The sequence below is a fragment of the Nesterenkonia halobia genome, from assembly GCF_039536005.1.
Taxonomy (GTDB): domain Bacteria; phylum Actinomycetota; class Actinomycetes; order Actinomycetales; family Micrococcaceae; genus Nesterenkonia; species Nesterenkonia halobia.
Window position 1 is genome coordinate 137,117 of sequence record NZ_BAAAYG010000002.1, and the last position, 25,938, is coordinate 163,054.

The window sequence follows — 25,938 nt, forward strand, 5'->3', positions numbered from 1 at the left end:
AGTCGTCATCTCGACGCTACTCGGAGCCCCGTCCGGTGCCAAGACGACGCGTCCGCGCCCCAGCTGCGGGGTCAGCGGCCGGGGCGATCCAGCATGTCGCGGGTGATCTCCGCATGCCCCAGGTGCTGGCAGATCTCCTCGAAGACATGCAGCAGCACCCCGCGGCAGCTGCCCGTCCAGAGGTGCTCCCGGCCGGCGGGCACCGCCGCCGGCGCGGCGTCCGGATCCGTGGAGGCGACGTCGTCGCGGAAGTCCGCGCGGGTGCGTGAGGCGAGGGCCAGAGCCTCGGCCGCCGGCATCCGCGCGGTGAACTCGGCGTCCCGATCGCGGGGGACGGGGAGGCCGCGGTTCACTGAGCACGACCAGCGGCGCATCATGCCGCAGGTGTGCACCAGCAGCTGGATCGGGGAGTTCATCGCCTCCGGCCGGCCGGCGGCGGGTACGGCGTTCGCCGTCGCGTCGTCGCAGGAGGCGACCAGCGCGACCAGCTCGTCGAACTTCTCCAGGATGACGGAGACCAGCACATCGTCGTCGGGCGTGCCTCCACCAGTCGTCACCATGCCGCCGCCGTCAGCGTCCCATCCGGTCGGTCAGCGCCTCGGCGGCGTCGCGGGTGCGGGTCGCCGCGCGCAGCGCCTCGACCTCGCCGGCCTCGGCCAGCCGGTGGTGGTGGGCGGCGTCGAAGGGGGCGAGCAGCATCGCCGCCAGCGACGACGGCGCCATGCCCAGCCGGCGCCACGGCTCGGCGAGCCGGTCGGCCAGGGTGCTGACCTCCGGCGCCGCCGCCGGAGCCGCGCCGTCGACGCCGACGATCTCGCCGGGATGCAGCAGTCCGGCGAGGAACTCCACCCCCTGCTCGGCCAGCGTCGCCGTGCGCTCCCAGTCGCCGGTGTCCAGCCGGGTCACCGGCAGGCCGAAGCCGTCGACGCGCTCCTCGCCGCGGGTCGGATGATCCTCGAGATGCTCGGCGGCGACCGGGGCGCCGAGATCCAGCAGCACGCGGTCGGCGCCGGCGGCGCGCACTGCGGCGGCGACCTCGCCGATCATCCGGCGGGTCTCGTCGCGCGGCAGCGAGCGGATCGTGCGATACCCGCTGACAGTGGGCACGGCGCCGGCACGGACCCGGGAGTGGTCCGGCTCGTCGAGCACCACGGTCAGCGAGGAGGGCTGACAGGCGCGCCGCACGTGGGCCAGATGCTCGCCGAGGCCGGCGGCCAGCGAGGCGGCGACGTCGCGGCGGGCGCCGTGATCGACCAGCACTTTCTCTCCGGAGGGCACGGCCAGCTGGGCGGCCAGGCTGACCGGCCCCAGCAGATGCAGCACCAGGCCGGGTGCGCCGTCGGCGTGCGCGCCGGATTCGGCGGCGGCACCGCGCACATCGGCGACGGCGTCGACGTCGGCGCTCAGCTGCCGCTCGGCCCGCTGCCGGTCGGCGCCGGGGCGCTGGGTGAGCCGCCAGCCGTAGGAGGTCAGCTCGGCGGGCAGCTCGCTGAGCAGCGCCGTCGCCCGGCCCAGCTGCGTGCCGTGATGGCCGCGGCTGGACAGCGCCGGCACCGAGGGCAGATGCGGGGCGGCCAGCTCGGTCTCCAGGCGCTCGGCGACCTCGGGCATGGCGAGTCCGGGCATGGTCGCCGGCGCGGACGCGGTCACCCGCGTCGCGGGGGAGGGGCGCGGGCTCATCGGGCGTCGTCGGCGGCCGGCTCGGCGGAGGAGGCCGAGAGCGCCTGGTGGTGGCGGATGACCTCGTCGATGATGAAGTTCAGGAACTTCTCGGCGAAGTCCGGATCCAGCTGCGCGTCCTCGGCCAGGCGCTTCAGCCGCTCGATCTGCCGGCGCTCGCGGGCCGGGTCCGCCGGCGGCAGGTCATGGGTCGCCTTGAGCACGCCGACCCGCTGGGTGGCCTTGAACCGCTCGGCGAGCAGATACACCAGGGTGGCGTCGATGTTGTCGATGCTGGCGCGCATGGCCACCAGCTCGTCGAGGACCTCGGGGTCGACGCGACCGGCGACGTCGCCGCCGCGCGCATCCGGCGTATCAGGCGTGGAGCTCATGGCCCCAGCCTAATCGGCGCCGACCGGTTCGTAATGCCGCGACCGGGCGGTGTCGATGGTCGACTGCCCCAGCACGCGCGTGTCCTGGTACATGACCGCCGTCTGTCCCGGCGCGACGCCCGTCAGCGGCTCGACGAGCTCGACGACCAGCCGCGGCGCGCCGTCCTCGGTCTCCGGCTCCTCGGCCTCCACGCGGGCGCGGGCCGGGACGGGGTCGGCGTGGGCGCGGATCTGCAGGTCGACGTCGAACCAGGCGCCCGCGACCGCCTCGGCCACCGGCTCGCCGGCCCAGGAGAGCCGGATGCCGGTGAGCCGGTCGATCTCCAGCATCTCCTTCGGCCCGGCGACGACGGTGTTCTCCTTCGGCCGGACCTCGAGGACATAGCGCGGCTTGCCGTCCGGGGCGGGACGGCCGAGCTGCAGGCCGCGGCGCTGGCCGACGGTGTAGGCCTGCGAGCCGCCGTGCTCGCCGATCGTCTCGCCCTCGGGATCGACGATGGGCCCGTCGTGCAGGTCGATCTGCTCGGCGAGCCAGCCGCGGGTGTCGCCGTCGGGGATGAAGCAGATGTCGTGGGAGTCGGGCTTCTTCGCCACCGTGAGTCCGCGCTCGGCGGCCTCGGCGCGGACCAGCTCCTTCGACGGCGTCTCGCCCAGCGGGAACCAGCAGTGGCGCAGCTGCTCGTGGGTGAGCACGCCGAGCACATAGGACTGGTCCTTCGTCCAGGTCGCCGCGCGGTGCAGCTGCCGGTCGCCGTGCTCGTCGGTGAGCACCGTGGCGTAGTGGCCGGTGGCGACGGCGTCGAAGCCCAGCGCGATGGCCTTGTCCAGCAGCGCTTCGAACTTGATCTTCTCATTGCACCGCATGCATGGGTTCGGCGTGCGCCCGGCGGCGTACTCGGCGATGAAGTCGTCGACGACGTCGGCCTTGAACCGCTCGGAGAAGTCCCAGACGTAGAAGGGGATTCCCAGCGTCTCGCAGGCCCGCCAGGCGTCGGAGGAGTCCTCGATGGTGCAGCAGCCGCGCGAGCCGGTGCGCAGTGTGCCGGGCATGCGGCTCAGCGCCAGATGCACCCCGACCACCTCGTGGCCGGCGTCGACGGCGCGGGCGGCGGCGACGGCGGAGTCGACGCCTCCGGACATGGCAGCGAGAATCTTCACCCTTCAACGCTACGCGGGCGGCACCGCGGGCGGCAAAGTCCCGTCGCCGGGGTGGGAGCCGGACGACGTCGCGTCTCCGACCGGCCCCGGGAGATCCGGCTCGGCGTCGACGTCAGAGCCGCCCGGCGGCCTTCAGCCGGATGTAGGCGTCGGCCAGCTGCGGCGGCAGCTCGTGCGGGGAGGCGTCGACGACTTCGGCTCCGAGCGCGCCCAGCTGGCTGATCAGCGCCTCCCGCTCGATCATCGCCCGTTCGGCGGCCGCGGCGCGGTAGACCTCGCCGAGGTCGTCGCGGGCCAGCGAGCGGCGGTCCAGCTCCGGGTCCCGGACGGCGGCGACGAGCACCAGGTGCTTCTGCGTCAGCTGGGGCAGGACCGGCAGCAGGCCCTCCTCCAGCGAGGCCGAGTCCAGCGAGGTCAGCACCACCACCAGCGAGCGCTGCGAGGTCAGCTTCTGCACGTGGGCCGGCAGCTGGGAGAAGTCGGCCTCCACCAGCTGCGGCTCGAGCTCGGCCATGGCGTGGACGAGCTGGTGGAGGAAGTCGCCGGAGGCCGCCGAGCGCGCCCGGGCGGAGACCTCGCGGTCGAAGCCCAGGAAGTCGACCCGGTCCCCGGCGCCGGCGGCCAGCACGCCGAGCAGCAGCGAGGCCTCCATGCCGGTGTCCAGCACCGGCTCGTCCACGACCTGGCCCGCCCTGTCGCCGGACCCGTCGCCGTCGCGCCGGCTCGGGTCCCCGACGTCGCGGATCCCCACCCGCGCCGCCGAGGTGCGCGAGGTGTCCAGACAGAGCACCACCCGCCGGTCGCGCTCGGGCCGCCAGGTGCGGACCACCAGCTGCTGGCCGGCCGCACCCTGCCGCCGGGCGGTGGCGCGCCAGTCGATCGAGCGCACGTCGTCGCCGCGGACATACTCGCGCAGCGAGTCGAACTCGGTGCCCGCCCCGCGCAGCTGCACGGCGGTCTGGCCGTCCAGCTCGCGCAGCCGCTGCATCTTCGACGGCAGGTGCCGGCGCGAGCCGAAGGCCGGCAGCACGCGCAGCTCGTGCGGGACGCGGTGGGTGACCTGCCGGCCGGCCAGTCCCAGCGGACCCAGCGAACGGATCGTCGCCGAAGGGCTGATCAGCCGGCCGCGGCGCGTCGGGCGCAGCGCCGTGGCCACGCGGCGGCGCTCGCCGGGCGACAGCGCGATCCGGTGCTCGGGAGCCTCGGCGCCGGCGCTGGGCTGCCACCCGTCGCGCAGCCGGCCGCGCAGCCTGCGGCGACCCTGGTGATGCACCACTGTCGTCGCCGTCGTCGTCCGTCCCAGCCGGACCGCCTCGGCCGCGATCCGCTCGACGCGGACCCGCCGCGGCGAGCCGGCCAGCAGCAGGTCCACGACGACGAGCACCACCAGCAGCACCAGGCAGACCCCGATCGTCGCGGACACCGGCACGGCCACCACGACGATGCTCAGCGCCAGGGCGAGGCCCAGCAGGCGGCGGGTGAGCACCATCAGCGCGGCACCGCGACAGTGGCCAGGATGCCCTGCAGCACGTCGTCGGCGCTGACCCCGTCCATCGAGGCCTCCGGACGCAGCGAGACGCGGTGGCGCAGGCAGGGCAGGGCCAGCGCCTTGACGTCGTCGGGGGTGACGAAGTCCCGGCCGGAGAGCCAGGCCCAGGCCTTGGAGGCGTTGAGCAGGGCGGTCGCACCGCGCGGCGAGACGCCGAGCTGGAAGCTGGGCGCCTGGCGGGTGGCCCGGGCGATGTCGACGATGTAGGCGACCACCTCCGGCGCGATGGAGACCCGCCAGACCGCCCGGCGGGCGGCGAGGACGTCGTCGGCGCCGGCGAGGGGCCGCACTCCGGCGTCGGCGAGGTCGGAGGGGTTGAATCCGGCGGCGTGGCGTCGGACGACCTCGATCTCCTCGCCGCGCTGGGGGAGATCCAGCGTGACCTTCAGCAGGAAGCGGTCGAGCTGGGCCTCCGGCAGCGGATAGGTGCCCTCGTACTCCACGGGGTTCTGCGTGGCGGCGACCAGGAAGGGATCCGGCAGGCCGCGGCCCAGCCCGTCGACCGAGACCTGGCGCTCCTCCATGGCCTCGAGCAGCGAGGCCTGGGTCTTCGGCGGAGTGCGGTTGATCTCGTCGGCGAGCAGCAGATTGGTGAAGATCGGCCCCTCGCGGAAGCTGAAGTCGCCGGTGGTCGAGTCGTAGACCAGCGAGCCGGTGACGTCGCCGGGCATCAGGTCCGGGGTGAACTGCACCCGGGCGGTGTCCAGCGAGAGCGACGCCGAGAGCGAGCGCACCAGCAGCGTCTTGGCCACGCCGGGCACGCCCTCGAGGAGCACATGGCCGCGCACCAGCAGGCCGATGAGCACGGCGGTGACCGCCCCGTCCTGGCCGACGACGGCCTTGGCGACCTCCTGGCGGACCCGGTGGAAGCGGTCGCGCAGCACGTCGTCGCCGGGCTCGGCGCCGGCTGCGGCGCCGGATCCGGCGTCCGACTCGGCCGGGGCGGAGGCGGCGGGCGCCGGGTCGCTCAGCTGCTGGGGGAAGGGGGTCTGGTCGTCAGTCACGGGAGAGTCCATCGCTTCCGTCGCGTCGATCGGCAGGGTCGGCAGGGTCGGCAGGGTCGGCAGATTCGGCAGGGTCGGTGGGGTCGGCGGAGTCCGGTCGGCGGGGCCCCAGGCCGCTGCGGATGCGCACCTCGTCCTCCAGGACGGCGAGCTCCTGGGCGAAGCGCAGCAGGTCGGAGCTGGAGGTCACGGCGGCGGCGTCCAGCATGCGGGCGACGGCGCGGGGCTCCCGGCCGGTGGTGGTCGCCGTCGCGTGCACGACGGCGGCCTCCTCGGCGGCCGGGCCGAGGCGCAGGAGCCGGGCGAGCCGCAGCATGTGCGCCGAGCGCAGCGTGCGCGCGGCGGCGTCGACGGCGTCGGCCTGCTGGTAGAGGCGGGCCCGGCCCTCGGCGGTCTCCGCGGCCGGGACCTGCACCGGCAGCGGTTCGGAGACGATCGGACCGCGGCGCCGTCCGGCCACGAGGATCAGCAGTCCGGCGACGATCACCAGCCACCAGCTCAGCGTGGTCACCCAGTCCGGCAGGTGGTCCCAGGCGGAGCCGGGGGCGGCGTCGGAGACGTCGGCGGCGGTGCTGCGGTACCAGATCAGCTCCTCGTCCCGGCCGAAGAGCCAGAGGCCCAGCGCCGCGTGGCCCTCGTCGGTGATGGTGCTGTTGGTGAAGGCGTCGGGGGACCCGAAGACCACCCCGTCGTCGGTGAGCACCATCGTCGCCGCCGGTGCCGTCTCCGGCGTCTCCGGGGCCGTCTCGTCCGCGGAGGAGGCCGCGGCGGCGTCCTCCCCGGTCTCGGCCGGTCCGCCGTCGTCGCCCGGTGCGGGCCGGGCGAAGCAGGAGGGCAGGTCGGTGCGATAGAGGTCGCCGGAGGCGGCGATGCTGCCGGCGCTGCGCGCGGCGGGCGAGGGGCATGCGGGACCGGCGGGCAGCACCGGCGGCTGCGCGCCGAGGCCGGCGCCCGGCCCGCGGACCAGGTCGTCGCCGTCGAGCTGCGCGGAGCCGACGGCGTCGAGCGTCTCGCCGGAGGGGGAGAGGAAGACGGTCTCGCCCTGCCAGTCGGTCTCCTCGGCGAGTGTGCCGTCGACGAGCTCGGAGCGGATGCGGCGGTCCATCGGCCAGTCGGCCTCGAATCCGACCAGCGTGGCCTCGGGATGCTCGGAGAGGCTGCTCCGCAGCTGCTCGGCGCCGCTGACCTCGTGGATGGTGACGCCCTGATCCTCCAGGACCTCGGCGACGGCCCGGTAGCCGTCCTGCTCCGTGCTGCCCAGGCTGTACGGGGCGACGTCGGGGGTGGTCAGCAGCTGCTGGGCGAGGGCGAGCGTCGTGCCGAGCACGACCAGCAGCACCCAGAACTGCCAGCGGCGCCAGGTGCTGCGCAGGGCGGCGCGACCGCTCTCGACGGTGGCGCCGGAGCGGTCGGCGCTCGCGGCCGGCGCGGCGGATCCGGCGGTCTGGGCGGACTGGGCGGTCTGGGCAGTCTGGGCGGAGGCGGCGGTCTCGTCGGTCATCGCGGCGCCACCACCTGTGCCGCCGGTGACGACTCGGCGCCGTCGTCGGGTCGGCTGGTCTGCAGCGCGGCGTCGAGGGCGGCCAGCTCCTCGCAGTCCTGGGCGGAGAGCGGGCGCCCGCCGTAGCGCGAGAGGTTGAACAGATCGGCGGCGACGCGCAGCCGGCCGCGCTGGGCGGCGAAGACCGTCCCCAGCCCGACGGCGGCCTCGGTGGCGGTGCGCCCGGCGCCGGCGGGCATCAGATCACGTTCCTCGGCGGCGCGGACGATCGCTCGGAAGCGGTCGCGGAAGGCCGCGTCCGGCTCGCCGGCGGCCAGCCGGCGGGCGGACCGGTCGCGCAGCTCGTCGGCGGTGATCCCGTGCTCCTCCTCCAGGACCCGGTCCTCGACGGAGGCATGCTGCAGCCGGGGACGGACCAGCAGCACGACCAGCACCACGACGACGGCGAGCAGCACCAGCAGCAGCACCGGGCCGTAGGGGATGTCCACGCCGGTGAGGGTGACCAGGCGGTCGTCCAGCCAGGCCAGCACATCGCCGATCAGCCGGCGGATCGGGCCGGCGTCGGCGGTGTCGTAGCGACTGTCGCGGAGCTCCTCCTCGAGCAGCTCGCGGGCGCCGTCGCGGGCCGGCCGCAGCGGCGGCGAGTCCGCGGCCGCGGCCGGCGTCGCGTCTCCGCCGACGGACCCGTCGACGGAGACGGCCGGCGGCGCGGGGACGGATGCGGCCCAGGGCGCGGCCCACGGAGGAAGCGCGGTCATCAGCACCAGCGTCCTACTGCGGCCTCGCCGGGCCGCCGTCGGCCGGGTCGTCGGGGTGACCGTACGGACCGGGCTGACCGTACGGACCGGGCTGACCGTATGGACCGGGCTGGCCCGGCTGTCCATACGGACCGGGCTGTCCATACGGACCGGGCTGTCCGTACGGGCCGGGCTGGCCCGGCTGTCCGTATGGACCCGGCTGGCCGGGCTGGTCGTATGGGCCGGGCTGGCCGTACGGGCCGGGCAGCTGCGTCGGCGGGGCGGCCTCCCGGGGCCGGCCCAGATGCTCCACGGAACCGGGCACGGTGACGCCGTCGTCGTGAGCGCCTTCGGCGGCGGCCATCAGCGCGACGTCGAGCCCCTCCCGGCGATGGCGGGCGTCGAGGTACATGACCGCCACGACGGCGCCGACCAGGGCGACCACCAGCGAGCTGGCCATCGTGGCGATCAGCGTGCTGACCGCCTGGAGGATCGTCGCCCCCATCCCCGGCTCGGTCACGCCGCCGGGGGAGACCGAGCTGCCGGTGCCGGCGGCGCCGATCAGTCCGGCGACGATCCCCAGGATGGTGCTGGCGACGAAGGCGATGAGCAGCACCAGCGCCAGCGTGCCGATGGTGGCCCACCGTCGGCCGGTGCCGAGCGCCCAGGAGCGGCCGAGGGACTCCATCGGGCCACGACGCTCGACGAGCACGGCCATCGGCGCGTACATCAGCCCGGCGGTCATCCAGAGGCCCAGCAGCAGGAAGCCCGGCAGGGCGAGCAGCAGGCCGATGCCGAAGGTCATGACGGTGACCAGCACGGCCACCGTGCCCGCGACGAGGGTCACCAGCACGCCGATCACGGCGAGCAGCAGCACAGTGCCGATCAGCGCCCCGATCCGGTCGCGGCACAGCGTCAGCATCTGGAGGAACTCGGTGCGCCAGCCCCAGGCGGCGCGCATCGTGGGCAGCACGATCAGCGCGAAGCCCACGGTCAGCAGCAGGTTCTGCAGGATGGTGATCCCCACAGTCGCCGTGTAGTACGGCACCGACTCCGCCAGGGCGGAGAACACCTGGTCGTCCGACCAGGTGGACATCATCATCTGGTTCTCGAGAGTCGCCAGCGGCGCGGGGAAGAGCACCTGGGCGAGCATCAGCAGCAGGAAGGTGATCAGGCCGGCCAGCAGGGGCAGCCCCAGCACCGCCTTCGGCGCATGGCGCAGCATCGCGGTCCCTCCGCCGAGGACCTCGCCGAGACTCATCCGGCGCAGCGGGAAGACGGCGCCGGGGCAGGCCGGCTCGCCCGGGGCGGAGCCCGGTCCGGCGTGGGGGCCCTGCGGGCCCCAGGACGAAGGGGGCTGGGTCACGTCATCCTCCTGAGCGGACTCCGGCGCCGTGGGTCGCACAGCGTCCAGGTCATCCGTATCTTCCATGTCATCCGTGTCCTCGGCCCCGTCAGAGTCCTCTGCGGCGGGTCCCGGAGCGACGTCGGCCGAGGCGGGCGGAGCCGGTCGCGCGGCGGCGCGGCGTCGCCGTCGTCCCGGGCCTGCGGCCGTCTCCGTCCCGCTCCTCACTCTATAGCCCGCCGGGTGCAGTTCGCAGGCGACGCGTCAGGGTTGTGGAGGAATCGACTCCACACACGCCCCCGTCGCCGGTTCCGCGGGGGCGCGGAGTCCGCGCCGGAGTCGCCGATGACGCGGGGTCGTCATATATCCTGACCGCACACGTCAGCTGAGCCAGGGGACTGAGGAACAGGAGTGCGGATGAAAGCCAGGATTCTGGTCGTCGACGATGACGAGGCGCTCGCCGAGATGATCGGCATCGTGCTGCGCAACGACGGCTTCGAACCCACCTTCTGCGTCACCGGGGACGAGGCCCTCGAGGCCTTCCGGACGACCAGGCCCGACCTCGTCCTGCTGGACCTGATGCTGCCGGGCAAGGACGGCATCGAGGTCTGCCGGGAGATGCGCGAGGAGGCCGACACTCCCATCGTCATGCTCACCGCGAAGTCCGACACCGCCGACGTCGTCCGCGGTCTGGAGGCCGGCGCCGACGACTACGTGCCCAAGCCGTTCAAGCCCGCCGAGCTCGTCGCCCGGGTGCGGGCCCGGCTGCGGCCGACCGAGCATGTCGAGCGCCACGGCGACGAGCCGCTGACCATCGGCGACCTGAGCATCGACGTCGCCGGCCACGAGGTCCGGCGCGGCAGCACCAGCATCTCGCTGACTCCGCTGGAGTTCGACCTGCTGACGGCGCTGGCGCGCAAGCCCTGGCAGGTGTGGAACCGCGAGATGCTGCTCGAGGAGGTCTGGGGCTATCAGCACCAGGCCGACACGCGGCTGGTCAACGTCCACGTCCAGCGGCTGCGCTCGAAGATCGAGAAGGATCCGGAGAATCCCGAGATCGTCCAGACCGTGCGCGGAGTGGGCTACAAGGCCGGAGGGCAGGGATAGGCCATCGCTGAGGAGGAGTCCAGGGCCTCCGCCTCCCGCGCCGTCGCGATCACCACGGGCTCCATCCCGGTGGTCCCGCCGGCCGAGGCGGAGGAGTCCGCCCGCGCGCCGGAGGGGACCGAGGACGAGCCCCGCCCCGGCGCCGGGAGGCGCCTGTGGCGCACCGTGGCGCGGCTGCCGCGGCTGTGGGGGCGCTCGCTGCTGTTCCGCGCCGTCGCGTTCACCGGCGTGCTCACCCTGGTCAGCACGCTGCTGGTCGCGGCCTTCCTGACCCAGCAGGTGACCACCGGACTCTTCCAGGAGCGCTTCGACCAGGTCGAGCGGCAGGCGGTGGGCGGCCTGGAGCAGGGCCAGCAGCTGTTTGGCGAGCTGTCCGCCTCCAACCCCACCGAGGCCGAGCGCAGCGTCGACGAGACCATCGGGGTGCTGGGCGACGAGGGGTCCGAGCTGCGCCGCGGGATCCTGCTGGAGCCGCTGAACCCCGAGCAGCGATCCTGGGTGCAGGCGACGGCGACCGACGACGCCATCAGCGACGTCGTCTCCGACGAGCTGGCCGCCGCACTGGCCGACGGCGACTCGCAGTACTGGCAGTCGGTGTCCATCCGCGACGACGGCGAGGAGGTGCCCGGCGTCGTCTTCGGGACCCGGGTCAACCTGCCGCCCGGCGAGGCCTGGGGGCTGTACTTCGTCTACGACTTCTCCACGGTGCAGGAGACGCTGGCCTTCTTCCTGCGGATCCTGCTGCTGGCCGGCCTGAGCGTCCTGGTGCTCAACATGGCCATCGTCGCCTGGGTGACGCGTTCGGTGGTCAAACCGATCTCGCACGCCGCCGAGGTCTCCGAGCGGATCGCCGCCGGCCAGCTCGACCAGCGCCTGGCGGTGCGCGGAGAGGACGAGATCGCCCGGCTGGGCATCTCCTTCAACCGGATGGCCTCCAATCTGCAGGAGCAGATCACCCGCCTGGCGAACCTGTCGAAGATGCAGCAGCGCTTCGTCTCCGACGTCTCCCACGAGCTCCGCACCCCGTTGACGACTGTGCGGATGGCCTCGGAGGTGCTGCACCAGTCCAAGGACGACTTCGACATCGTCAATCAGCGCTCCGCCGAGCTGCTCCACCCCCAGGTCGAGCGCTTCGAGGCGCTGCTGGGCGATCTGCTGGAGATGTCGCGCTTCGACGCCGGCGCCGCGGAGCTGGCGCTGACCGACGTCGACCTGCGCAGTCTGGCCGGCGAGGTGCTGACCTCGGCGCTGCCGCTGGCCGACCAGCAGGACGTGCAGCTGTCGATCGTCGTCCAGGGCGAGGACTTCGTCGCCCGGGTGGACCCGCGGCGCATCGATCGGATCCTGCGCAACCTGGTCAACAACGCCGTCGAGCATTCCGAGGGACGTCCGGTGGACGTGGTCATCGCCTCCTCGCCGACGGCGGTGGGTCTGGCGGTCCGCGACCACGGCATCGGGATGAGCCCCTCGGAGGTCGGCCACGTCTTCGACCGCTTCTGGCGCGCCGACCCGGCGCGGGCCCGCACGACCGGCGGATCCGGGCTGGGGCTGTCCATCGCCACGGAGGACACCCGGCTGCACCAGGGCGCGCTGGACGCCTGGGGGCAGAAGGGGCAGGGCGCCTGCTTCCGCCTGGTGCTGCCGCGGCGCCAGGACGTGCCCTACCGCGCCTCGCCGCTGGCGCTGCCGCCGGTCTACCGCGCCTCGGACCGCCGATCGGTCAGCGGGTCGGTGATCGGCGGGCCCTCCGCCGGGGCGGCGGCGTACGATCGGCTGACCGAGCAGTCGCTGGGCGAGCAGTCGTCGCATGTCGAAGCCGGCGGCGCGGATGACACGACGGCCGTCGCCGCGGACCATGGGGAGGGCGACGAGCGCGCGGAGCGCGACCGCCGGCGCGCGCCGACGACGACCCGCAGGACCCGACGGCCGAGGAGGCGGAGGCATGAACGAGCGACGCCGTGTCCGTGCGACCACGCTGCTGGCCGTCGTCCTCGCGGCGGCGATGCTGCTCGTCTCCGCCTGCGCGCCGATGATCCCGACCAGCGGGCCGGTGGGCACCTCGCAGCCGGAGTCGGAGGACGACACCCAGTACCTCAGCCAGCCCGCCTCCCCGCAGCCCGGCGCCTCGCCGGAGGACATCATCCGTGACTTCATCAAGGCCGGCGTCGGCGCCGAGGACGACTTCGCCGTCGCCCGCGAGTTCCTCACCGACGAGGCCTCGCAGCAGTGGCGCCCCACCGAGCGCACGCTGGTCTACACCTCGGATCCGGCGATCTTCTCCGAGGGGGACGACACCTACTCGGTGCAGGTCGGCGTGGACTCCTCCGTGGACTCGAACGGCATCATGACTCCGCGGACCTCCTCTCCGGACTCGGTGGAGTTCACCCTGACCCGCGAGGGCGGCGGGGACGGAGAGGACGGCTCGGACGGAGAGGACGGCGAGGAGGGCGAATGGCGGATCGCCGAGGCGCCGCAGGGGATCATGCTCAGCAGCACGGCGTTCTCGCAGACGTTCCGCGCCCACACGCTCTACTTCTATGACCGGCAGCACGACTACGCCGTGCCCGATCGCCGATGGTTCATGGAGCGCGGCCGCGACGTCGCGGCCGAGACGATGCGCGCGCTGCTCGAGGGGCCCGCCCCCTATCTGCAGTCCGCCGTGGATTCGGCCTTCCCGGACGGCGCGGTGATGACCAGCGGGCCCGTCGAGGGCGAGGACGGCGCGACCACGATCGAGCTGGACTCCGAGCGCATCGCCGGCACCACCGCCGAGGAGCGGAGCCTGATGCGTCACCAGGCCAGGCTGTCGCTCGAAGGGCTGCCGGAGGTCGGCGACGTCGACCTTCGCGCCGGAGAGTGGACCTTCGACGGCTCGAGCAGCCTCGAGGCGCTCGGCATCACCCACCGTCCGGAGGTCCAGTCGCTGCAGGTCGGCGTGCATGACGGGCGACTGAAGCTGCTGGAGGGGCTGCAGACGCTGTCGATCGCCGGGCTGCCGGACATCTCCGATCTGGAGCCGCAGGCTCCGGCGATGCCCGAGGCCGCCGACGACGTCTACGCCTTCCTCGACGGAGACCGCGAGACGCTCTATCACGTGCGCCCGGACCGGTCCGCCGTCTCGGTGGCCGAGGGGGAGTCGCTCACCCGGCCCTCGATGGACAACGACGGCTGGACCTGGACGGTCAGCAACTCCGACTCCGGCGCCACGATCCATGCGGTGCCCTATGACGAGTCGCTGGAGGCTTCGCCGGTGAAGGTCAGCGCCGACTGGCTCGACGGCCGGGAGATCACCTCGCTGCGCATCGCCCAGGACGGGGCCCGCGCGGCGATGGTCGTCGACGACGGCGGCGAGCGGACGCTCTACGTCGCCGGCGTCGTCCGCGACTCCGAGGGGATCCCGCGAGGGGTGGCCACTCCGATGGCGCTGCCGACCACCGTCGACGTCGAGCAGGTGCGCTGGGACGCCAACGATGCCCTGGTGGTCTGGGAGCCCGGCGGCGTCGAGGATGAGGCGGTGCAGATCCAGCGGGTCACGCTGGACATGACCACCGAGGACGTGGGCGACGTCCTGCTGGCGGTGCGCAACGTCTCCACCGGCGAGGGCCCCGATCTGGAGCTGATGGCCGAGGCGGCGGAATCCTCCGTGGTGACCCTGCCGGGAGACGCCTGGAATCTGGACAATCAGGACGTCGCCCTGCACGACTACGCCTACGCGGGCTGAGCGCGCCGACTGAGCGCGCCGCCGGCGGCGACACGCCGGGCTCTCCACAGCGGCCGCGTCCGGGCTGGCCTCCGGTTCCGCCGCGGGGCAGGCTGGCCGTCATGGTGCCCCGTCCGTCCGAGCCTCAGGACGCCGGGCGCGGTCCGCGCGAGGGGCCGCGCCCGGCCGTGCTGCTCGACCGGCTCTGGTTCTCCCGCCCCGGCCACGGACTGCGGCGCGCCGTCGACGACGCCGCGGGTCTGCTGGTGCCGGTGTGGTGCCTGGGGTGCGGAGCCGAGGGGCGGCAGCTGTGCCCGCCGTGCGCCGAGGACCTCCGCGGCGCGCTGCGCCGGCCGCGCCCCGCCGAGCGTCAGGCCATGGCTCTGCCGATCGTCCACCGTCACGACCCGGCGGGAGGCACGCATTCCGAGGTGCTGCCGGTCACCGCCGCCGGGCGCTACGACGGCGTCGTCGCCCGCGCCGTGCTGGGCTTCAAGGATCACGAGCACATCGGTCTCGCCCGCGTGCTGGCCCCGGCGCTGGCCCGCGCCGTCGAGGCGGCGCTGGCCCGTGCCGACGCGGCCGAACGGGGTCCTGCCGAGGCGGCTGAGCGCGGCCCTGTCAGCGTGGGCGCGGACGGGGCCCGGCCGCCGGAGCGGTCGGTGAGGCCGGTGCGGCCGGTGAGGCCGGTGACGCCGCCGCCGTCGGCGACCTCGCGGCTGCGTCGCAGCGTCGACCCCGTCGAGCATCTGCTCGCCCATGCCGGGGTGCCGGCCGCCCGCGGTCTGCTGCGCCGTCGCGCGGCTCTCGCCGGCCTGCTGCCCGGGGGATCGCAGAAGGCGCGCGGCGCGCGCGAGCGCCGCCGGCGGCTGGCCGGCAGCCTGCGGGTCGCCCGGCACGGGGCCGAGGCGCTCGCCGGGCAGGAGGTGCTGCTGGTCGACGATGTGCTGACCACCGGGGCGACGCTGGCCGAGATGCATCGGGCGCTCGACGCCGCCGGAGCGCGGGTGCTGGGGGCGGCGGTGCTCGCGGCCGCGCCGCGGCCGGTCGCGCCGTCGGCGACGCGGTTCTGAGCCCGCCGCCCCGGATTCCGCCGGCCCGGCGGCGGCTGAGCAGGTCGGGGGAGATTCGGGCGGAGCGACGCGGATATTCGTCGCGCGGATCGGGTGACGTGCGCGACGAATCGTCCTAGTGTGGAGTATGGGAATCTTCACGATGGGTCCCATCGCAGCGGCGACGGGACGAGTGGCCCGATCGACCGTTGTGCTGTCATCGGACACGAGGAGGTCACCATGACCCTGCAGGTCAGCTACATCGGACGCAACATCCAGATCCCCGACGCCTTCAAGGAGCACGTCGAGGACAAAGTCGGCAAGATCGACCAGCTCGCCGACAAGGGCCACGAACTCGAGACCAAGGTCGTCGCGGAGAACTCCCATCGGCGCAGCGAGACGACGATGACTGTGGAGCTCACCGTGTTCGGCCGCGGCAAGGTGGTGCGCTCCGAGGCACAGGCCGGCGACAAGTTCGCCGCCTTCGAGATCGCGTTCAACAAGCTGACTGAGCGGCTGCGCCGGCAGCGCGACAAGAAGAAGTCGCGGGCCCACGCGCCGCGGCACAACGGCGCTCCGGACGTCGCCACCGCGATGGCCGGGCTGGAGCCGGTGTCGACTGACCGTCCGCTGTACGAGCAGGTGCTCGAGGCCGAGCAGGCCGACGACGCCCCGCCCGCCGAGGAGGACTGGGACGCCCCGATCAAGATCCGCCGGAAGGTGTTCCCCGCCGAGCGGATGAGCGTCGACGCCGCCGTCGACGCCATGGAGCTGGTCGGTCATGACTTCTACCTCTACGTCGACGCCGAGACGGGACAGCCCTCGGCGGTCTATCGCCGGCGCGGCTGGACCTACGGCGTCATCTCGCTGGACAGCGAGCATGGGGTCGAGGCGCAGGTGACGGAGGAGCGCTCCTACCGTCCGGAGAACGGCGCGACCCACGCCGCGGTCGGTGCCGCCTGACCTGACGACGGACGCCGGAGAAGCGGCCCGCCGGGGCCCGGATCGTCGCGGTCCGGGCCCCGGCGGCCGTCCGGGGACTGATCCCGGCGACCCGTCGGATCCGAGGTGTCAGCCGGGGTCGTCGTGGGCCGGGATCCCGGCGGTGCGCCGGGGCGAGGCCCCCGGCTGACGTCGAGACGGGACTCGGGGAACCTTTAGGCACAGTTGAGACGGACGGCGTAGACTGACCGAGGCTCCCGCGTGGCCCTCAGCACACGGCACTCGTGCGCGACCGCGTCCGGACCGGGCGCCGAGGGCGACGTCGACGGTGCGCCGGCCGGTGCCGGCGGCGTCGACGTCGGGGCCGTGCCCCAGTACGAACCTGATGGAGAACCGGCTGTGCCTACTCTGCTCGAACGAATCCTCAAGACCGGGGACAAGAAGATCCTCAAGACGCTGCGGTCGCAGACCGACGCCGTCAACCTTCTCGAGGACGAGTTCAAGGAGCTGTCCGACGCCGAGCTGCGTGCCGAGACCGAGCGCTTCAAGGAGCGGCATCGCGACGGCGAATCGCTGGACTCCCTGCTGCCCGAGGCCTTCGCGACGGTCCGCGAGGCCGCCGACCGCACGCTGGGCCAGCGGCACTTCGACGTCCAGGTCATGGGCGGGGCCGCGCTGCACCACGGCAACATCGCCGAGATGGGCACCGGCGAGGGCAAGACGCTGGTCGCCACGCTGCCGTCGTACCTGAACGCGCTCACCGGCAAGGGCGTGCACATCATCACCGTCAACGACTACCTGGCCAAGTACCAGTCGGAGCTGATGGGGCGTGTGCACCGCTTCCTGGGGCTGAACGTCGGCACCATCACCAACGACATGCAGCCGGCCCAGCGGCGCGAGGCCTACGCCGCCGACATCACCTACGGGACGAACAACGAGTTCGGCTTCGACTTCCTGCGCGACAACATGGCCCAGTCGCTGGACGACCTGGTCCAGCGCGAGCATCATTTCGCCATCATCGACGAGATCGACTCCATCCTCATCGACGAGGCGCGCACCCCGCTGATCATCTCCGGCGCGGCCACCGGCGGCATCTCCCGCTGGTACTCCGACTTCGCGACGCTGGTGACGAAGCTGGAGAAGGACACCGACTACGAGGTCGACGAGAAGAAGCGCACCGTCGGCGTGCTCGAGTCCGGGATCGACAAGGTCGAGGACTACCTGGGCATCGAGAACCTCTACGAGTCGCGCAACACGACCCTGATCCAGTACCTGAACAACGCCATCCGGGCCAAGGAGCTCTACAAGCGGGACACCGACTACGTCGTCGTCCGCGGCGAGGTCCACATCGTCGACGAGCACACCGGGCGCATGCTCAAGGGCCGCCGCTACAACGAGGGTCTGCACCAGGCCATCGAGGCCAAGGAGAGCGTGCAGATCAAGCCCGAGAACCAGACGCGGGCGACGGTCACGTTGCAGAACTACTTCCGCAGCTACGAGAAGCTCTCCGGCATGACCGGCACCGCCGAGACCGAGGCCGCCGAGTTCATGTCCACCTATCAGCTCGGCGTGGTCCCGATCCCGCCGAACAAGCCGCGCCAGCGGGAGGACCACAATGACCTCGTCTACAAGAACGAGGTCGTGAAGTTCGACGCCGTGCTCGAGGACCTCGTCGAGCGGAACAAGAAGGGCCAGCCGGTCCTCGTCGGCACCGAGTCGGTGGAGAAGTCCGAGTACCTGTCGAAGCTGCTGGCGAAGGCCGGCATCCGCCACGAGGTCCTCAACGCGAAGAACCACGAGCGCGAGGCCGCGATCGTCGCGCAGGCCGGCCGCCGCGGAGCGGTCACCGTCGCGACCAACATGGCCGGCCGCGGCACCGACATCATGCTCGGCGGCAACGCCGAGTTCAAGGCCGTCCATGAGATGGAGAAGCTGGGCCTGGACCCGGTGGAGAACTCCGAGGAGTACGAGGCGAAGTGGCGCGAGGTCTTCGATCAGGCCAAGGAGGAGGCCGAGGCCGAGGGCGACGAGGTCCGCGAGCGCGGCGGCCTCTACGTGCTGGGCACTGAGCGTCACCAGTCGCGCCGCATCGACAACCAGCTGCGCGGCCGCTCCGGACGACAGGGCGACCCCGGCGAGTCCCGCTTCTACATCTCGCTGACCGACGATCTGATGCGTCTGTTCAACCAGGCCGCCGCCCAGCGGATCATGAACTCCAAGGCCATGGACGATCAGATCCCGGTCGAGCACAAGTTCGTCTCCAGCGCCATCGCCAACGCCCAGCAGCAGCGCGAGGGTCAGAACACCGAGATGCGCAAGAACGTGCTGAAGTACGACGACGTGCTCAACCGTCAGCGCCAGGCGATCTACTCCGACCGCCGACGGATCCTCGAGGGCGACGACGTCCATGAGAAGGTCCAGCACTTCATCGAGGACGCCGTCGGACTCATGATCGACGAGCACACCACCGCGAGCTCCTCCGAGGACTGGGATCTGGAGGCCCTCTGGGAGGAGCTCTCCGGGCTCTACCCGATCGCGCTGACGATCGAGGACGTCGTCGAGGAGGCCGGCGGCGTCGACCAGCTGACGGTGAAGATGCTCAAGCGCGAGATCATCTCCGATGCGAAGGTCGCCTACGAGAACAAGGAGAACGAGCTCGGCGAGGACGCCATCCGCCAGCTCGAGCGTCGCGTGCTGCTCTCCGTCATCGACGAGAAGTGGCAGGAGCACCTCTACGAGATGGACTACCTGAAGTCTGGGATCGGCCTGCGGTCGATGGCTCAGCGCGACCCGCTGGTCGAGTATCAGCGGGAGGGCTACCAGCTCTTCCAGACGATGGCCGACACGATCCGCGAGGACTCGGTGCGCTACCTCTTCAACGCCGAGGTGCGCACGGCCTCGCCGCAGGTGCAGGCGGCTGCGCGGTCCGGCAGGACGGAGAACGCGGCCGACTCCGCCGACCAGCAGGTCTCCGTGCCCGGCATGGAGGATGCGCAGAGCGGCGAGGACGACGCCGAGCTGGAGTACACCGCGCCCAGCGAGACCGGCGACTCGACCACGGAGACCCGCCCGACCCGCTGAGCGAACCGGGACGCCGCCCCGGGCGCCGTCCTGACGCACCGAGGAGACCCGCGATGTCCCGAACCCCGGCCCGTCCCGACCCGCTCGACGTCGCACCGGTCATCCCGGTGGTCGAGATCCGCGAGCGGGCGCATGCCGTGCCCCTGGCGCGCGCCCTCGCCTCCGGCGGCGTGCCCATCGTGGAGATCACGCTGCGCACTCCGGACGCCCTGGAGGCCGTCGCCGCCGTGGCCGAGGAGGTGCCCGAGATCCTCGTCGGCGCCGGCACGGTGACCGCCCCCGATCAGGTCCGTCGAGCCTGCGACGCCGGAGCGCAGTTCCTGGTCTCGCCGGGCACGACGCCGGCGCTGCTGGCCGCGATGGTCGACTCCGGGCTGCCCGTCCTGCCGGGGACCGCGAGCGTCTCGGAGGTGCTGACCGTGCTCGAGGCCGGCGTGACGTCGGTGAAGTTCTTCCCGGCGGAGGCCGCGGGCGGGGCGGAGCATCTGCGCGCGCTCGCCGGGCCGGTGCCGGAGGCGCGATTCTGCCCGACCGGAGGCATCACCGCGGCCTCCGCGCCGCAGTACCTGGCGCTGCCGAACGTCGCCTGCGTCGGCGGCACCTGGCTGACGCCGCGGCAGGTGGTCGAGGCCGAGGACTGGGACCGCATCGAGTCGCTGGCCCGCGAGGCGGCCGCGCTGGCTCCGCCGCAGGACGGCTGACCCCCGGCAGGGTCCAGATCCGGCGCGGGGCGTTCAGCCCATCTCGAGGGCGACGACGCGCCAGCGCCCGCGGTGGGCCTCCATGCGCATCGCACAGGCGCGAGTGCGGGCGTCCTCGGTGAAGATCACCGAGGCCTCCCAGATCCCGCCTTCGACATGGTCGGCGCGGACCTGCCGGATCTCCAGCGGACGCGGGGTCGGAGCCGGCGCCTGCTCGTCCGGACCGTCGGTGCGGCGCCGGGCCATCAGCTCGGCCCGCTCGCAGACCTTCTGGTAGACGCAGGCCTCCAGCCAGTGCTGCATCTGCTTCACCGGCCGGGCGCCGCTCAGCGACTCCATCGTCGCCTGGCAGACGATGCGCGAGATCGCCACGATCTGCCGCCGTTCCTCACGCAGCCCGGCCAGCTGGGTCGGACGGCGCCGGTCCCCGTCGGTCTCCGCCGTCGCGGCGAGCTCCGCCGATCCCTCCAGCTGACGCAGCAGCGTCGGCGTGGTCGTGCCGCGCCGGGCGGCCAGCGGGTCGACCGGGGCCGGCCCGGGACGCTCGGCGGCGGGCTCGCCGGCGAGGTGGGCATCGTGCCGGATCAGCGGGTCGCCGTGGGGCGTCCGCACGTGGCGCCGCATGCGGCGACGTCCCGGCTCGTCGGCTCCGCTCCGGTTCTCGAGGGCGGTCGCAGTCATCGGCTCGTCCTTTCGCTCGGCCGTCGCGGGCTCTCCGTCGGCGGCGATCGATCGTGCTCAGTCGGTTCTCGGTCGGTGCGCAGTCGGTGTCGGTCGTGGGGCGCGGTCGGCGCCCCGGTGCTCAGCCGCGGGAACGCTCGTCGGGCAGCTCGAGCACCATGCCGGGCCGCAGCTCGGAGGGATCGTCGCCGATCGTCGCTCGATTGGCGGCGTACCAGCGCGGCCATTCGGCCGCGATCTGTGCGTCGGCGGCTTCCTGGCCCAGATGCTCGGCGGCGATACTCCAGAGCGTGTCGCCGGACTGGACGACCACGTGGTCGGCCTCGTCGGCGGCAGAGCGGGTCTGGCCGCCGGTGAGCCGGTCCCCGGGCTCGGGGGAGGTCGTCCGCTGGGGCCCCGCGGGCCGCGACGTCGTCGACCCGTCGGACCCGTCGGACTCCTCGGATCCCTCGGAGGAGCTGTCGGAGGAGCTGTCCGGGGAGTCCTCCGACGGGGCCTCGGAATCGGCGCTCGACGCGTCGCCGGCCCCGTCGCCGGCGTCCTCGTCGTCGGCGGCCGGCGCCGGAGCGAACAGCGGGTCCGGGAACTGGTCCCCACGGTCGGCCACCAGGTCGGAGTCCGCGCCCGCCGTCGAACCGGCCTCGGCATCCTCGGCGTCCTCGTCGTCCTGGTCGTCCTGCTCGTCCTGGGCGGCGGCGGTGGGCGTCGGCACCGTCGTCTGCGACGCCACGGAGCTCGAGACTCCGGCGGCGGTGCCCATGACAGCCATCTGGGCGCCCAGGGCGATCACCAGCGCGCGCCGCATGAAGCCGGGGGAGAGGAGCTCCAGCAGCGCGGTGCCGCGCCGGACGCCGATGCGTCGGCTCAGCTGCAGCAGGGCGGTGGCGACCACCGAGAGCGCGGCGAGCAGGCTCAGCAGCACGCCGAATGCGACGCACAGCAGGCCGATGAGCTCCTCGACGGCCTGCAGGTCTCCGACGGCCAGGGCCTGCCGCTGCTCCTCGAGAGTCGCACCCCAGACCTGCAGCGTGGACGCCTCCGGCCGCAGCAGGCGGGCCGCGGAGGTCTCGGCCCCGGACATCAGCACAGCGCCGAGCACCAGCAGCAGCGGACCGCTGACGACGACCAGCAGCGTCAGGACCACGTCGGCGGCGGAAGCCCGCGAGGGGGCGGGGCGGCCGGCGACCGGCGACGGGGCCGGTGCATGGATCGCGGACATCGGCGAGCTCCTTCTCCTCATCGGACGGCGCCGGTGCGTTCTTCGGCGAGCGGCCGTCGTGAGAGAGACTGTACACCGATCATGCGGTTTGATGCGATTTGGTCGAGATGAGACTGGATGCGGCGATCTGGGTGTCTCTTGATCTCCGTTCTCAGTCGAGAGGTGTCGTCCCTGGTCAGCGTCGTCGGACGGAGGGAGGAGAGTGCGCGGCTCGGCGGGGAGCGGATCGCGGGGCGGATGCGTCATGATGTCCACTGCACGCGATCATGCGTGCCGCGCCGCGTCCGGCCGGACGGCGGGCGAGCACCGTCGAGCGCGTCGCCCGGGCCGGGGCGAGGCGGGAGGGGAGGCCGAGAAGATGCGTTGGGATGCGCTGTTCGCCGATCTGGAGGCTCAGTGGGAGGCCGGTGCCGCCGAGGAGCGTGATCGGGAGATCGCCGAGGCGGTGCGCGCCGAGCGCGCGACGGTGCCCTTCGCCGACCGGCTGCGTGCTCAGCGGGGCGCGCGGGTGAGCATGATCGTCGCCGGGGCCGGCTCGATGGTCGTGGACGTGGACACCGTCGGCGAGGACTGGCTGGCCGGCGCGGAGGGGCACGTCGGCGTGCTGGTGCCGCTGGAGGCGGTGCTCGCCGTCGACGGTCTGCCGCGGCGGGCGCAGGAGGAGACCTCGCCGACGCGACGGCGGCTGCGCATGACCAGCGCGCTGCGGGCGCTGGGGCGGGATCGTGCCGTGGTCTCGCTGCTCTCGGCGCAGGCCGACGTGCTGGCCACCGGACTGCTGGCCGCCGTCGGGCGTGATCACGTCGACGTGGCGCGCACGCGTCCGGGCGAGACGCCGCGGGCGCGTGAGGGCCACGGGCTGCGCACTGTGCCGCTGTCGGCGATCACGCTGGTCCGCAGCGAGGACGGCCCGGTGATGTGAGCCGGGAGGCGGGCCGGCGCCTCAGGCGGTGGATTCGTGGCGGCGCTGCTCGCGCGCCTCGCGCTGCAGGGCGTACTGGTGCTCGATGTACTCGTCGAGCTTGGCCTCCTCCACGCGCCACTGGCCGCGGCCCCCGACCTGGATGCCCTCGAGCTCCCCGCTGCGCACCAGGCTCCGGGTCTGATCCATCGAGATGTTGAGCACCTCGGCCACATCAGGAAGGGTCAGGAAGCGGCGCATCGGATACCTCCGTCAGGTCGCCGCCGATCGGCGGGGATCGGCGCATTTCATGGGTTTCGCGGTCGGACGATGCGGATCGTTCCGCGTTCGTCCGTTGTGATCGATTGTGGCACAACGGCCGGGACGACGGGATGTTTCATCCACAAGCTCGGCGCCGACCTGGGTTTTCCACAGCCGGAGCTCGACGATGGGTCAGCCCCGCCTCCAGTCGTCTACCCTGTCCGGGTGCACAGACGGGACGGGCAGTCCCGGCCCGGAGAGCGACGCGAGGAAACGCATGACGTCTGAGATGAAGGGGACGGCCGAGTCGGCCGCGGACCGGCTGAAGCGCCCCAGCTGGAAGGACCCGCGCCTGCTCGTGGGGATCGTGATCGTGCTGGCCTCGGTGGCCGGCGTGGTCGCGCTGGTCTCGGCCCAGGACCGCACGACGCCCGTCTACGCGGCCGCGCACACGCTGAGCGTGGGCGAGTCGGTGGACGAGGAGGACCTGCGCGTGGTCAACGTGCAGATCGACGAGGTCCGCGACGACTACCTGCTCGCCGACGAGGAGCTGCCCGCCGAGCAGCAGTTCGTCTCCGTCGTCGAGGAGGGTGAGCTGGTCCCGCGGCGGTCGGTCGACGACGCCGACCCGCAGGGGCGGCAGGCCCTGACGCTGATGGTGGAGCACCCGCTGGCCCAGGCGGTGGAGACCGGCCGGCAGGTCGACGTCTGGGCGGCCACGCCCGGGCGGATGGCCGGCGACGAGGCCACCGTCGAACAGCTGACCGCCGGCGCCGAGGTCTCCGAGATCTCCGAGTCCAGCTCCACCTTCGGCGCGCAGTCGGCGCTGGAGGTCGAAGTCCTGGTGGATCCGGAGCAGGTGCCCGCGATCCTCGCCGCCGGCAGCTCCCAGGCCGTCGTCTCGGTGCTCCCGGCGGGCTCTCCGGAGCCCGAGGCCGAGGCGATGGTCGAGGGCGGCTCCGAGGGCGATTCCGAGGAGAGCTCCGGCGGCTCCGGCGAGTCCGGCGGCGGCTCCGGCGGGGAGGGATCCGAGTGAGACGCTGCTCGGTCGTCACCACCGGACATCTCCACCGGGACCACATCGCCGCGATCGAGGGACTCCACAGTGATGTCACCGTCGACCGCCGCTGCTCCGACCTGGTCGAGCTGATCGCCGCCGCCCGAGCCGGGCGCGCCGACGCGGCGCTGATCGTCGGCGGCACCGAGGAACTGACGGGCAGCCGTCTGGCCGAGCTGCGCGAGGACGACGTCGTCGTGGTGGCGATCTCCGATCTCGCCGACGAGCGCCGGCGGCTGGCGGCGCTGGGCATCGCGGCCCTGCCCGACGACGTCGGCGTCCATCTGCTGGCCCCGGCGCTCCGCGGCGAGGAGATCGAGCCGCCGGAGGAGCTCGACGCCGAGCTCGAGGCGCTGGTCGCCGCCGAAGGTCCGCCGGATCCGGAGGGCGACGCCCTCGAGGCGGGGGTCGGCGATTCCTCCTCCGGTGCTGGGCGCAAGGACGGCAACGACGGCACCGATGGCCCGGATGGCCCGGATGGCACGGACGGCACGGACGCCCGCGAGCCGGGGGCCTCCACCGCGGAGCGTCCGGAGGATCCGGCCGCCGACGCCGCCGGGAGCGACGCCGACGGGGCCGGCGACCGCGGCGAGGCGGAGGACGTCGACGACGCGGCGTCCGCCGGAGCGCACGGTCCGCGACTCGCGGCGAGCGGCGAGGCTCCCGCCGACGGCGACATCGGTGCGGACGGTGCGGAGAGGGCGGCGACCGCGGAGACTGCGGACCGCGCGGCGGCGGACTCCGAGGATCCCGCATCCGAGCAGTCCGACTCCCCGGTGCAGGGCATCACAGTGGTCTGGGGCGCGCCGGGAAGTCCGGGGCGGACGACCACCGCGGTGAACATGGCCGCCGAGCTCGCCGGCACCGGGCGCAGCGTGCTGCTGATCGACGCGGACACGGTGGCCGCCTCGGCGGCGGTGCAGCTCGGCCTCATCGAGGAGTCGGCGGGGCTCGCCCAGGCCTGCCGCCAGGCCGATCTCGGACGGCTGGACGCCTCCCGGCTGCGGCGGATCGTCACGCTGGTCGACGTCGCCGGCTGGCGGCTGCACCTGCTGACCGGTCTGCCGCGCGCCGATCGCTGGCGCGAGCTGCGCGAGCGCGGCCTGCGCCAGGTGCTGCAGATGGCGCGGGACGAATACGACCATGTCGTCGTCGACGTCTCCGCCTCCATCGAACAGGACGAGGACCTCACCTATGACACCTTCGCCCCGCAGCGGCATGCCGCGGCGGTGGCGGCGCTGGAGGAGGCCGACAGCGTGCTGGCCGTCGGCGCCGCCGACCCCGTCAGCTTCCCGCGGCTGGTCAAGGCCCTGGAGGAGCGGCGGCTGCTGGTGCCGGAGACGCCGGAGCCGCAGGTGGTGATCAACCAGCTGCGCGCGCAGGCGGTCGGGCGGTCGCCCGCGGAGCAGGTCGCCGAAGCCTGGGCCCACTGGGGCGCGGCGGCGACGATCGTCCGGCATCTGCCGTGGGATCGCGAGGCCTGCGACGTCGCGCTGCTGCGCGGGCAGGTCCTGGCGGAGGCGGCCCCGGGATCGGAGCTGCGTCGCGGCATCGCCGCGCTGGCCGGTGTGGAGCTGGCCGAACGGCGGCGCGGGCTCTTCGGCCGGCGCCGGGGCGGAGAGCGGCGCTCCCGTCGCCGCGCGGACCGTCGCGGCCGCGGCGGCCGAGGTGGGACGGAGGCCCCGGAGGCCGAGGCGGCCGTCTCCGCCGATGCGGCGACCCGGAGTGCGGAGGCCGATGACGGCGTCGCCGGCGGCGACGGCACCACGTCCTCGGGGTCGACTGAGCAGGAGAGCACGCCGGCGCGTGCCGACGCGGGCACGGATGCGGGCACGGACACGGACGCCGACACGGGGGCCGGCGCCGAGTCGCGGTGACGCACCGGCTCACG

General features: G+C 73.3%; 22 protein-coding genes. 10 read left to right on the forward strand and 12 right to left on the reverse strand.

Annotated features, from left to right (window positions below):
- Nucleotides 1–71: 71 nt before the first annotated feature.
- From ABD652_RS01385 to ABD652_RS01425, 9 genes are all read right to left on the reverse strand, one after another.
- Nucleotides 72–560, reverse strand: a complete 489-nt coding sequence (locus tag ABD652_RS01385) for a mycothiol transferase (RefSeq protein ID WP_344717410.1) — start codon at nt 558–560, stop codon at nt 72–74.
- A gap of 10 nt (nt 561–570) precedes the next feature.
- Nucleotides 571–1,680: a uroporphyrinogen decarboxylase/cobalamine-independent methonine synthase family protein gene (locus tag ABD652_RS01390; protein ID WP_344717411.1), complete on the reverse strand. Its 1,110-nt coding sequence runs from the start codon at nt 1,678–1,680 to the stop codon at nt 571–573.
- Entirely contained in the window at nt 1,677–2,051 is a 375-nt protein-coding gene (locus ABD652_RS01395; RefSeq protein ID WP_344717412.1) for a chorismate mutase, read from the reverse strand. The genes ABD652_RS01390 and ABD652_RS01395 overlap by 4 nt, the downstream gene beginning before the upstream one ends.
- 9 nt (nt 2,052–2,060) lie before the next feature.
- Nucleotides 2,061–3,209 (reverse strand): tRNA 2-thiouridine(34) synthase MnmA, encoded by a 1,149-nt coding sequence (mnmA, locus tag ABD652_RS01400; RefSeq protein WP_344717413.1) that lies wholly within the window; start codon nt 3,207–3,209, stop codon nt 2,061–2,063.
- A gap of 112 nt (nt 3,210–3,321) precedes the next feature.
- A complete protein-coding gene (locus tag ABD652_RS01405; protein WP_344717415.1) occupies nt 3,322–4,698 on the reverse strand; it encodes a DUF58 domain-containing protein in 1,377 nt (458 codons plus the stop codon).
- Nucleotides 4,698–5,774, reverse strand: a complete 1,077-nt coding sequence (locus ABD652_RS01410) for an AAA family ATPase (protein ID WP_344717416.1) — start codon at nt 5,772–5,774, stop codon at nt 4,698–4,700. Before ABD652_RS01410 ends, ABD652_RS01405 begins: the two co-directional genes overlap by 1 nt.
- Nucleotides 5,755–7,263: a DUF4350 domain-containing protein gene (locus ABD652_RS01415; protein ID WP_344717417.1), complete on the reverse strand. Its 1,509-nt coding sequence runs from the start codon at nt 7,261–7,263 to the stop codon at nt 5,755–5,757. The genes ABD652_RS01410 and ABD652_RS01415 overlap by 20 nt, the downstream gene beginning before the upstream one ends.
- Complete coding sequence (locus tag ABD652_RS01420; RefSeq protein ID WP_344717418.1) at nt 7,260–8,021, reverse strand: DUF4129 domain-containing protein; 762 nt, start codon at nt 8,019–8,021, stop codon at nt 7,260–7,262. The genes ABD652_RS01415 and ABD652_RS01420 overlap by 4 nt, the downstream gene beginning before the upstream one ends.
- 13 nt (nt 8,022–8,034) lie before the next feature.
- Entirely contained in the window at nt 8,035–9,366 is a 1,332-nt protein-coding gene (locus ABD652_RS01425; RefSeq protein ID WP_344717419.1) for a DUF7847 domain-containing protein, read from the reverse strand.
- 396 nt (nt 9,367–9,762) lie between these two features.
- Between ABD652_RS01425 and mtrA the strand changes: the two genes are divergently transcribed.
- The 7 genes from mtrA to eda all read left to right on the forward strand — a co-directional run bounded on the left by mtrA (nt 9,763) and on the right by eda (nt 19,928).
- Entirely contained in the window at nt 9,763–10,452 is a 690-nt protein-coding gene (gene mtrA / locus ABD652_RS01430) for an MtrAB system response regulator MtrA (RefSeq protein ID WP_010525243.1), read from the forward strand.
- Between the two features lie 69 nt (nt 10,453–10,521).
- Entirely contained in the window at nt 10,522–12,600 is a 2,079-nt protein-coding gene (mtrB, locus tag ABD652_RS01435) for an MtrAB system histidine kinase MtrB (protein ID WP_344717420.1), read from the forward strand.
- A complete protein-coding gene (locus tag ABD652_RS13990) occupies nt 12,482–14,173 on the forward strand; it encodes an LpqB family beta-propeller domain-containing protein (protein ID WP_486348160.1) in 1,692 nt (563 codons plus the stop codon). The genes mtrB and ABD652_RS13990 overlap by 119 nt, the downstream gene beginning before the upstream one ends.
- Before the next feature lie 101 nt (nt 14,174–14,274).
- Complete coding sequence (locus tag ABD652_RS01445; RefSeq protein ID WP_344717421.1) at nt 14,275–15,225, forward strand: ComF family protein; 951 nt, start codon at nt 14,275–14,277, stop codon at nt 15,223–15,225.
- Nucleotides 15,226–15,444: 219 nt separating this feature from the next.
- Nucleotides 15,445–16,167 carry a ribosome hibernation-promoting factor, HPF/YfiA family gene (gene hpf, locus ABD652_RS01450; RefSeq protein ID WP_344717422.1) on the forward strand — a complete coding sequence of 241 codons (723 nt, stop codon included), beginning with the start codon at nt 15,445–15,447 and terminating at the stop codon, nt 16,165–16,167.
- Nucleotides 16,168–16,545: 378 nt separating this feature from the next.
- Nucleotides 16,546–19,227, forward strand: coding sequence for a preprotein translocase subunit SecA (gene secA / locus ABD652_RS01455; protein WP_425574527.1), 2,682 nt, complete (start codon nt 16,546–16,548; stop codon nt 19,225–19,227).
- A gap of 53 nt (nt 19,228–19,280) precedes the next feature.
- Nucleotides 19,281–19,928: a bifunctional 4-hydroxy-2-oxoglutarate aldolase/2-dehydro-3-deoxy-phosphogluconate aldolase gene (gene eda, locus ABD652_RS01460; RefSeq protein WP_344717423.1), complete on the forward strand. Its 648-nt coding sequence runs from the start codon at nt 19,281–19,283 to the stop codon at nt 19,926–19,928.
- Nucleotides 19,929–19,961: 33 nt separating this feature from the next.
- Here the strand turns inward: eda and ABD652_RS01465 are convergent, their stop codons facing one another.
- Nucleotides 19,962–20,609: an Rv3235 family protein gene (locus ABD652_RS01465; RefSeq protein ID WP_344717425.1), complete on the reverse strand. Its 648-nt coding sequence runs from the start codon at nt 20,607–20,609 to the stop codon at nt 19,962–19,964.
- A 121-nt stretch (nt 20,610–20,730) separates the two neighbouring features.
- Nucleotides 20,731–21,828 (reverse strand): LysM peptidoglycan-binding domain-containing protein, encoded by a 1,098-nt coding sequence (locus tag ABD652_RS01470; protein WP_344717427.1) that lies wholly within the window; start codon nt 21,826–21,828, stop codon nt 20,731–20,733.
- A 358-nt stretch (nt 21,829–22,186) separates the two neighbouring features.
- On the opposite strand from ABD652_RS01470, the gene ABD652_RS01475 reads away from it, so the two are divergent.
- Complete coding sequence (locus tag ABD652_RS01475) at nt 22,187–22,750, forward strand: hypothetical protein (protein WP_153143458.1); 564 nt, start codon at nt 22,187–22,189, stop codon at nt 22,748–22,750.
- Between the two features lie 21 nt (nt 22,751–22,771).
- Here the strand turns inward: ABD652_RS01475 and ABD652_RS01480 are convergent, their stop codons facing one another.
- The gene (locus ABD652_RS01480; RefSeq protein WP_153143459.1) at nt 22,772–22,990 is read right to left on the reverse strand and encodes a helix-turn-helix domain-containing protein; all 219 of its coding nucleotides are present in this window, start codon (nt 22,988–22,990) and stop codon (nt 22,772–22,774) included.
- 277 nt (nt 22,991–23,267) lie between these two features.
- Between ABD652_RS01480 and ABD652_RS01485 the strand changes: the two genes are divergently transcribed.
- Together ABD652_RS01485 and ABD652_RS01490 are read left to right on the forward strand one after the other, a co-directional pair.
- Entirely contained in the window at nt 23,268–24,026 is a 759-nt protein-coding gene (locus ABD652_RS01485; protein ID WP_344717430.1) for a hypothetical protein, read from the forward strand.
- Nucleotides 24,023–25,924: a CpaE/TadZ family protein gene (locus ABD652_RS01490; RefSeq protein WP_344717432.1), complete on the forward strand. Its 1,902-nt coding sequence runs from the start codon at nt 24,023–24,025 to the stop codon at nt 25,922–25,924. The genes ABD652_RS01485 and ABD652_RS01490 overlap by 4 nt, the downstream gene beginning before the upstream one ends.
- Nucleotides 25,925–25,938: the final 14 nt, after the last annotated feature.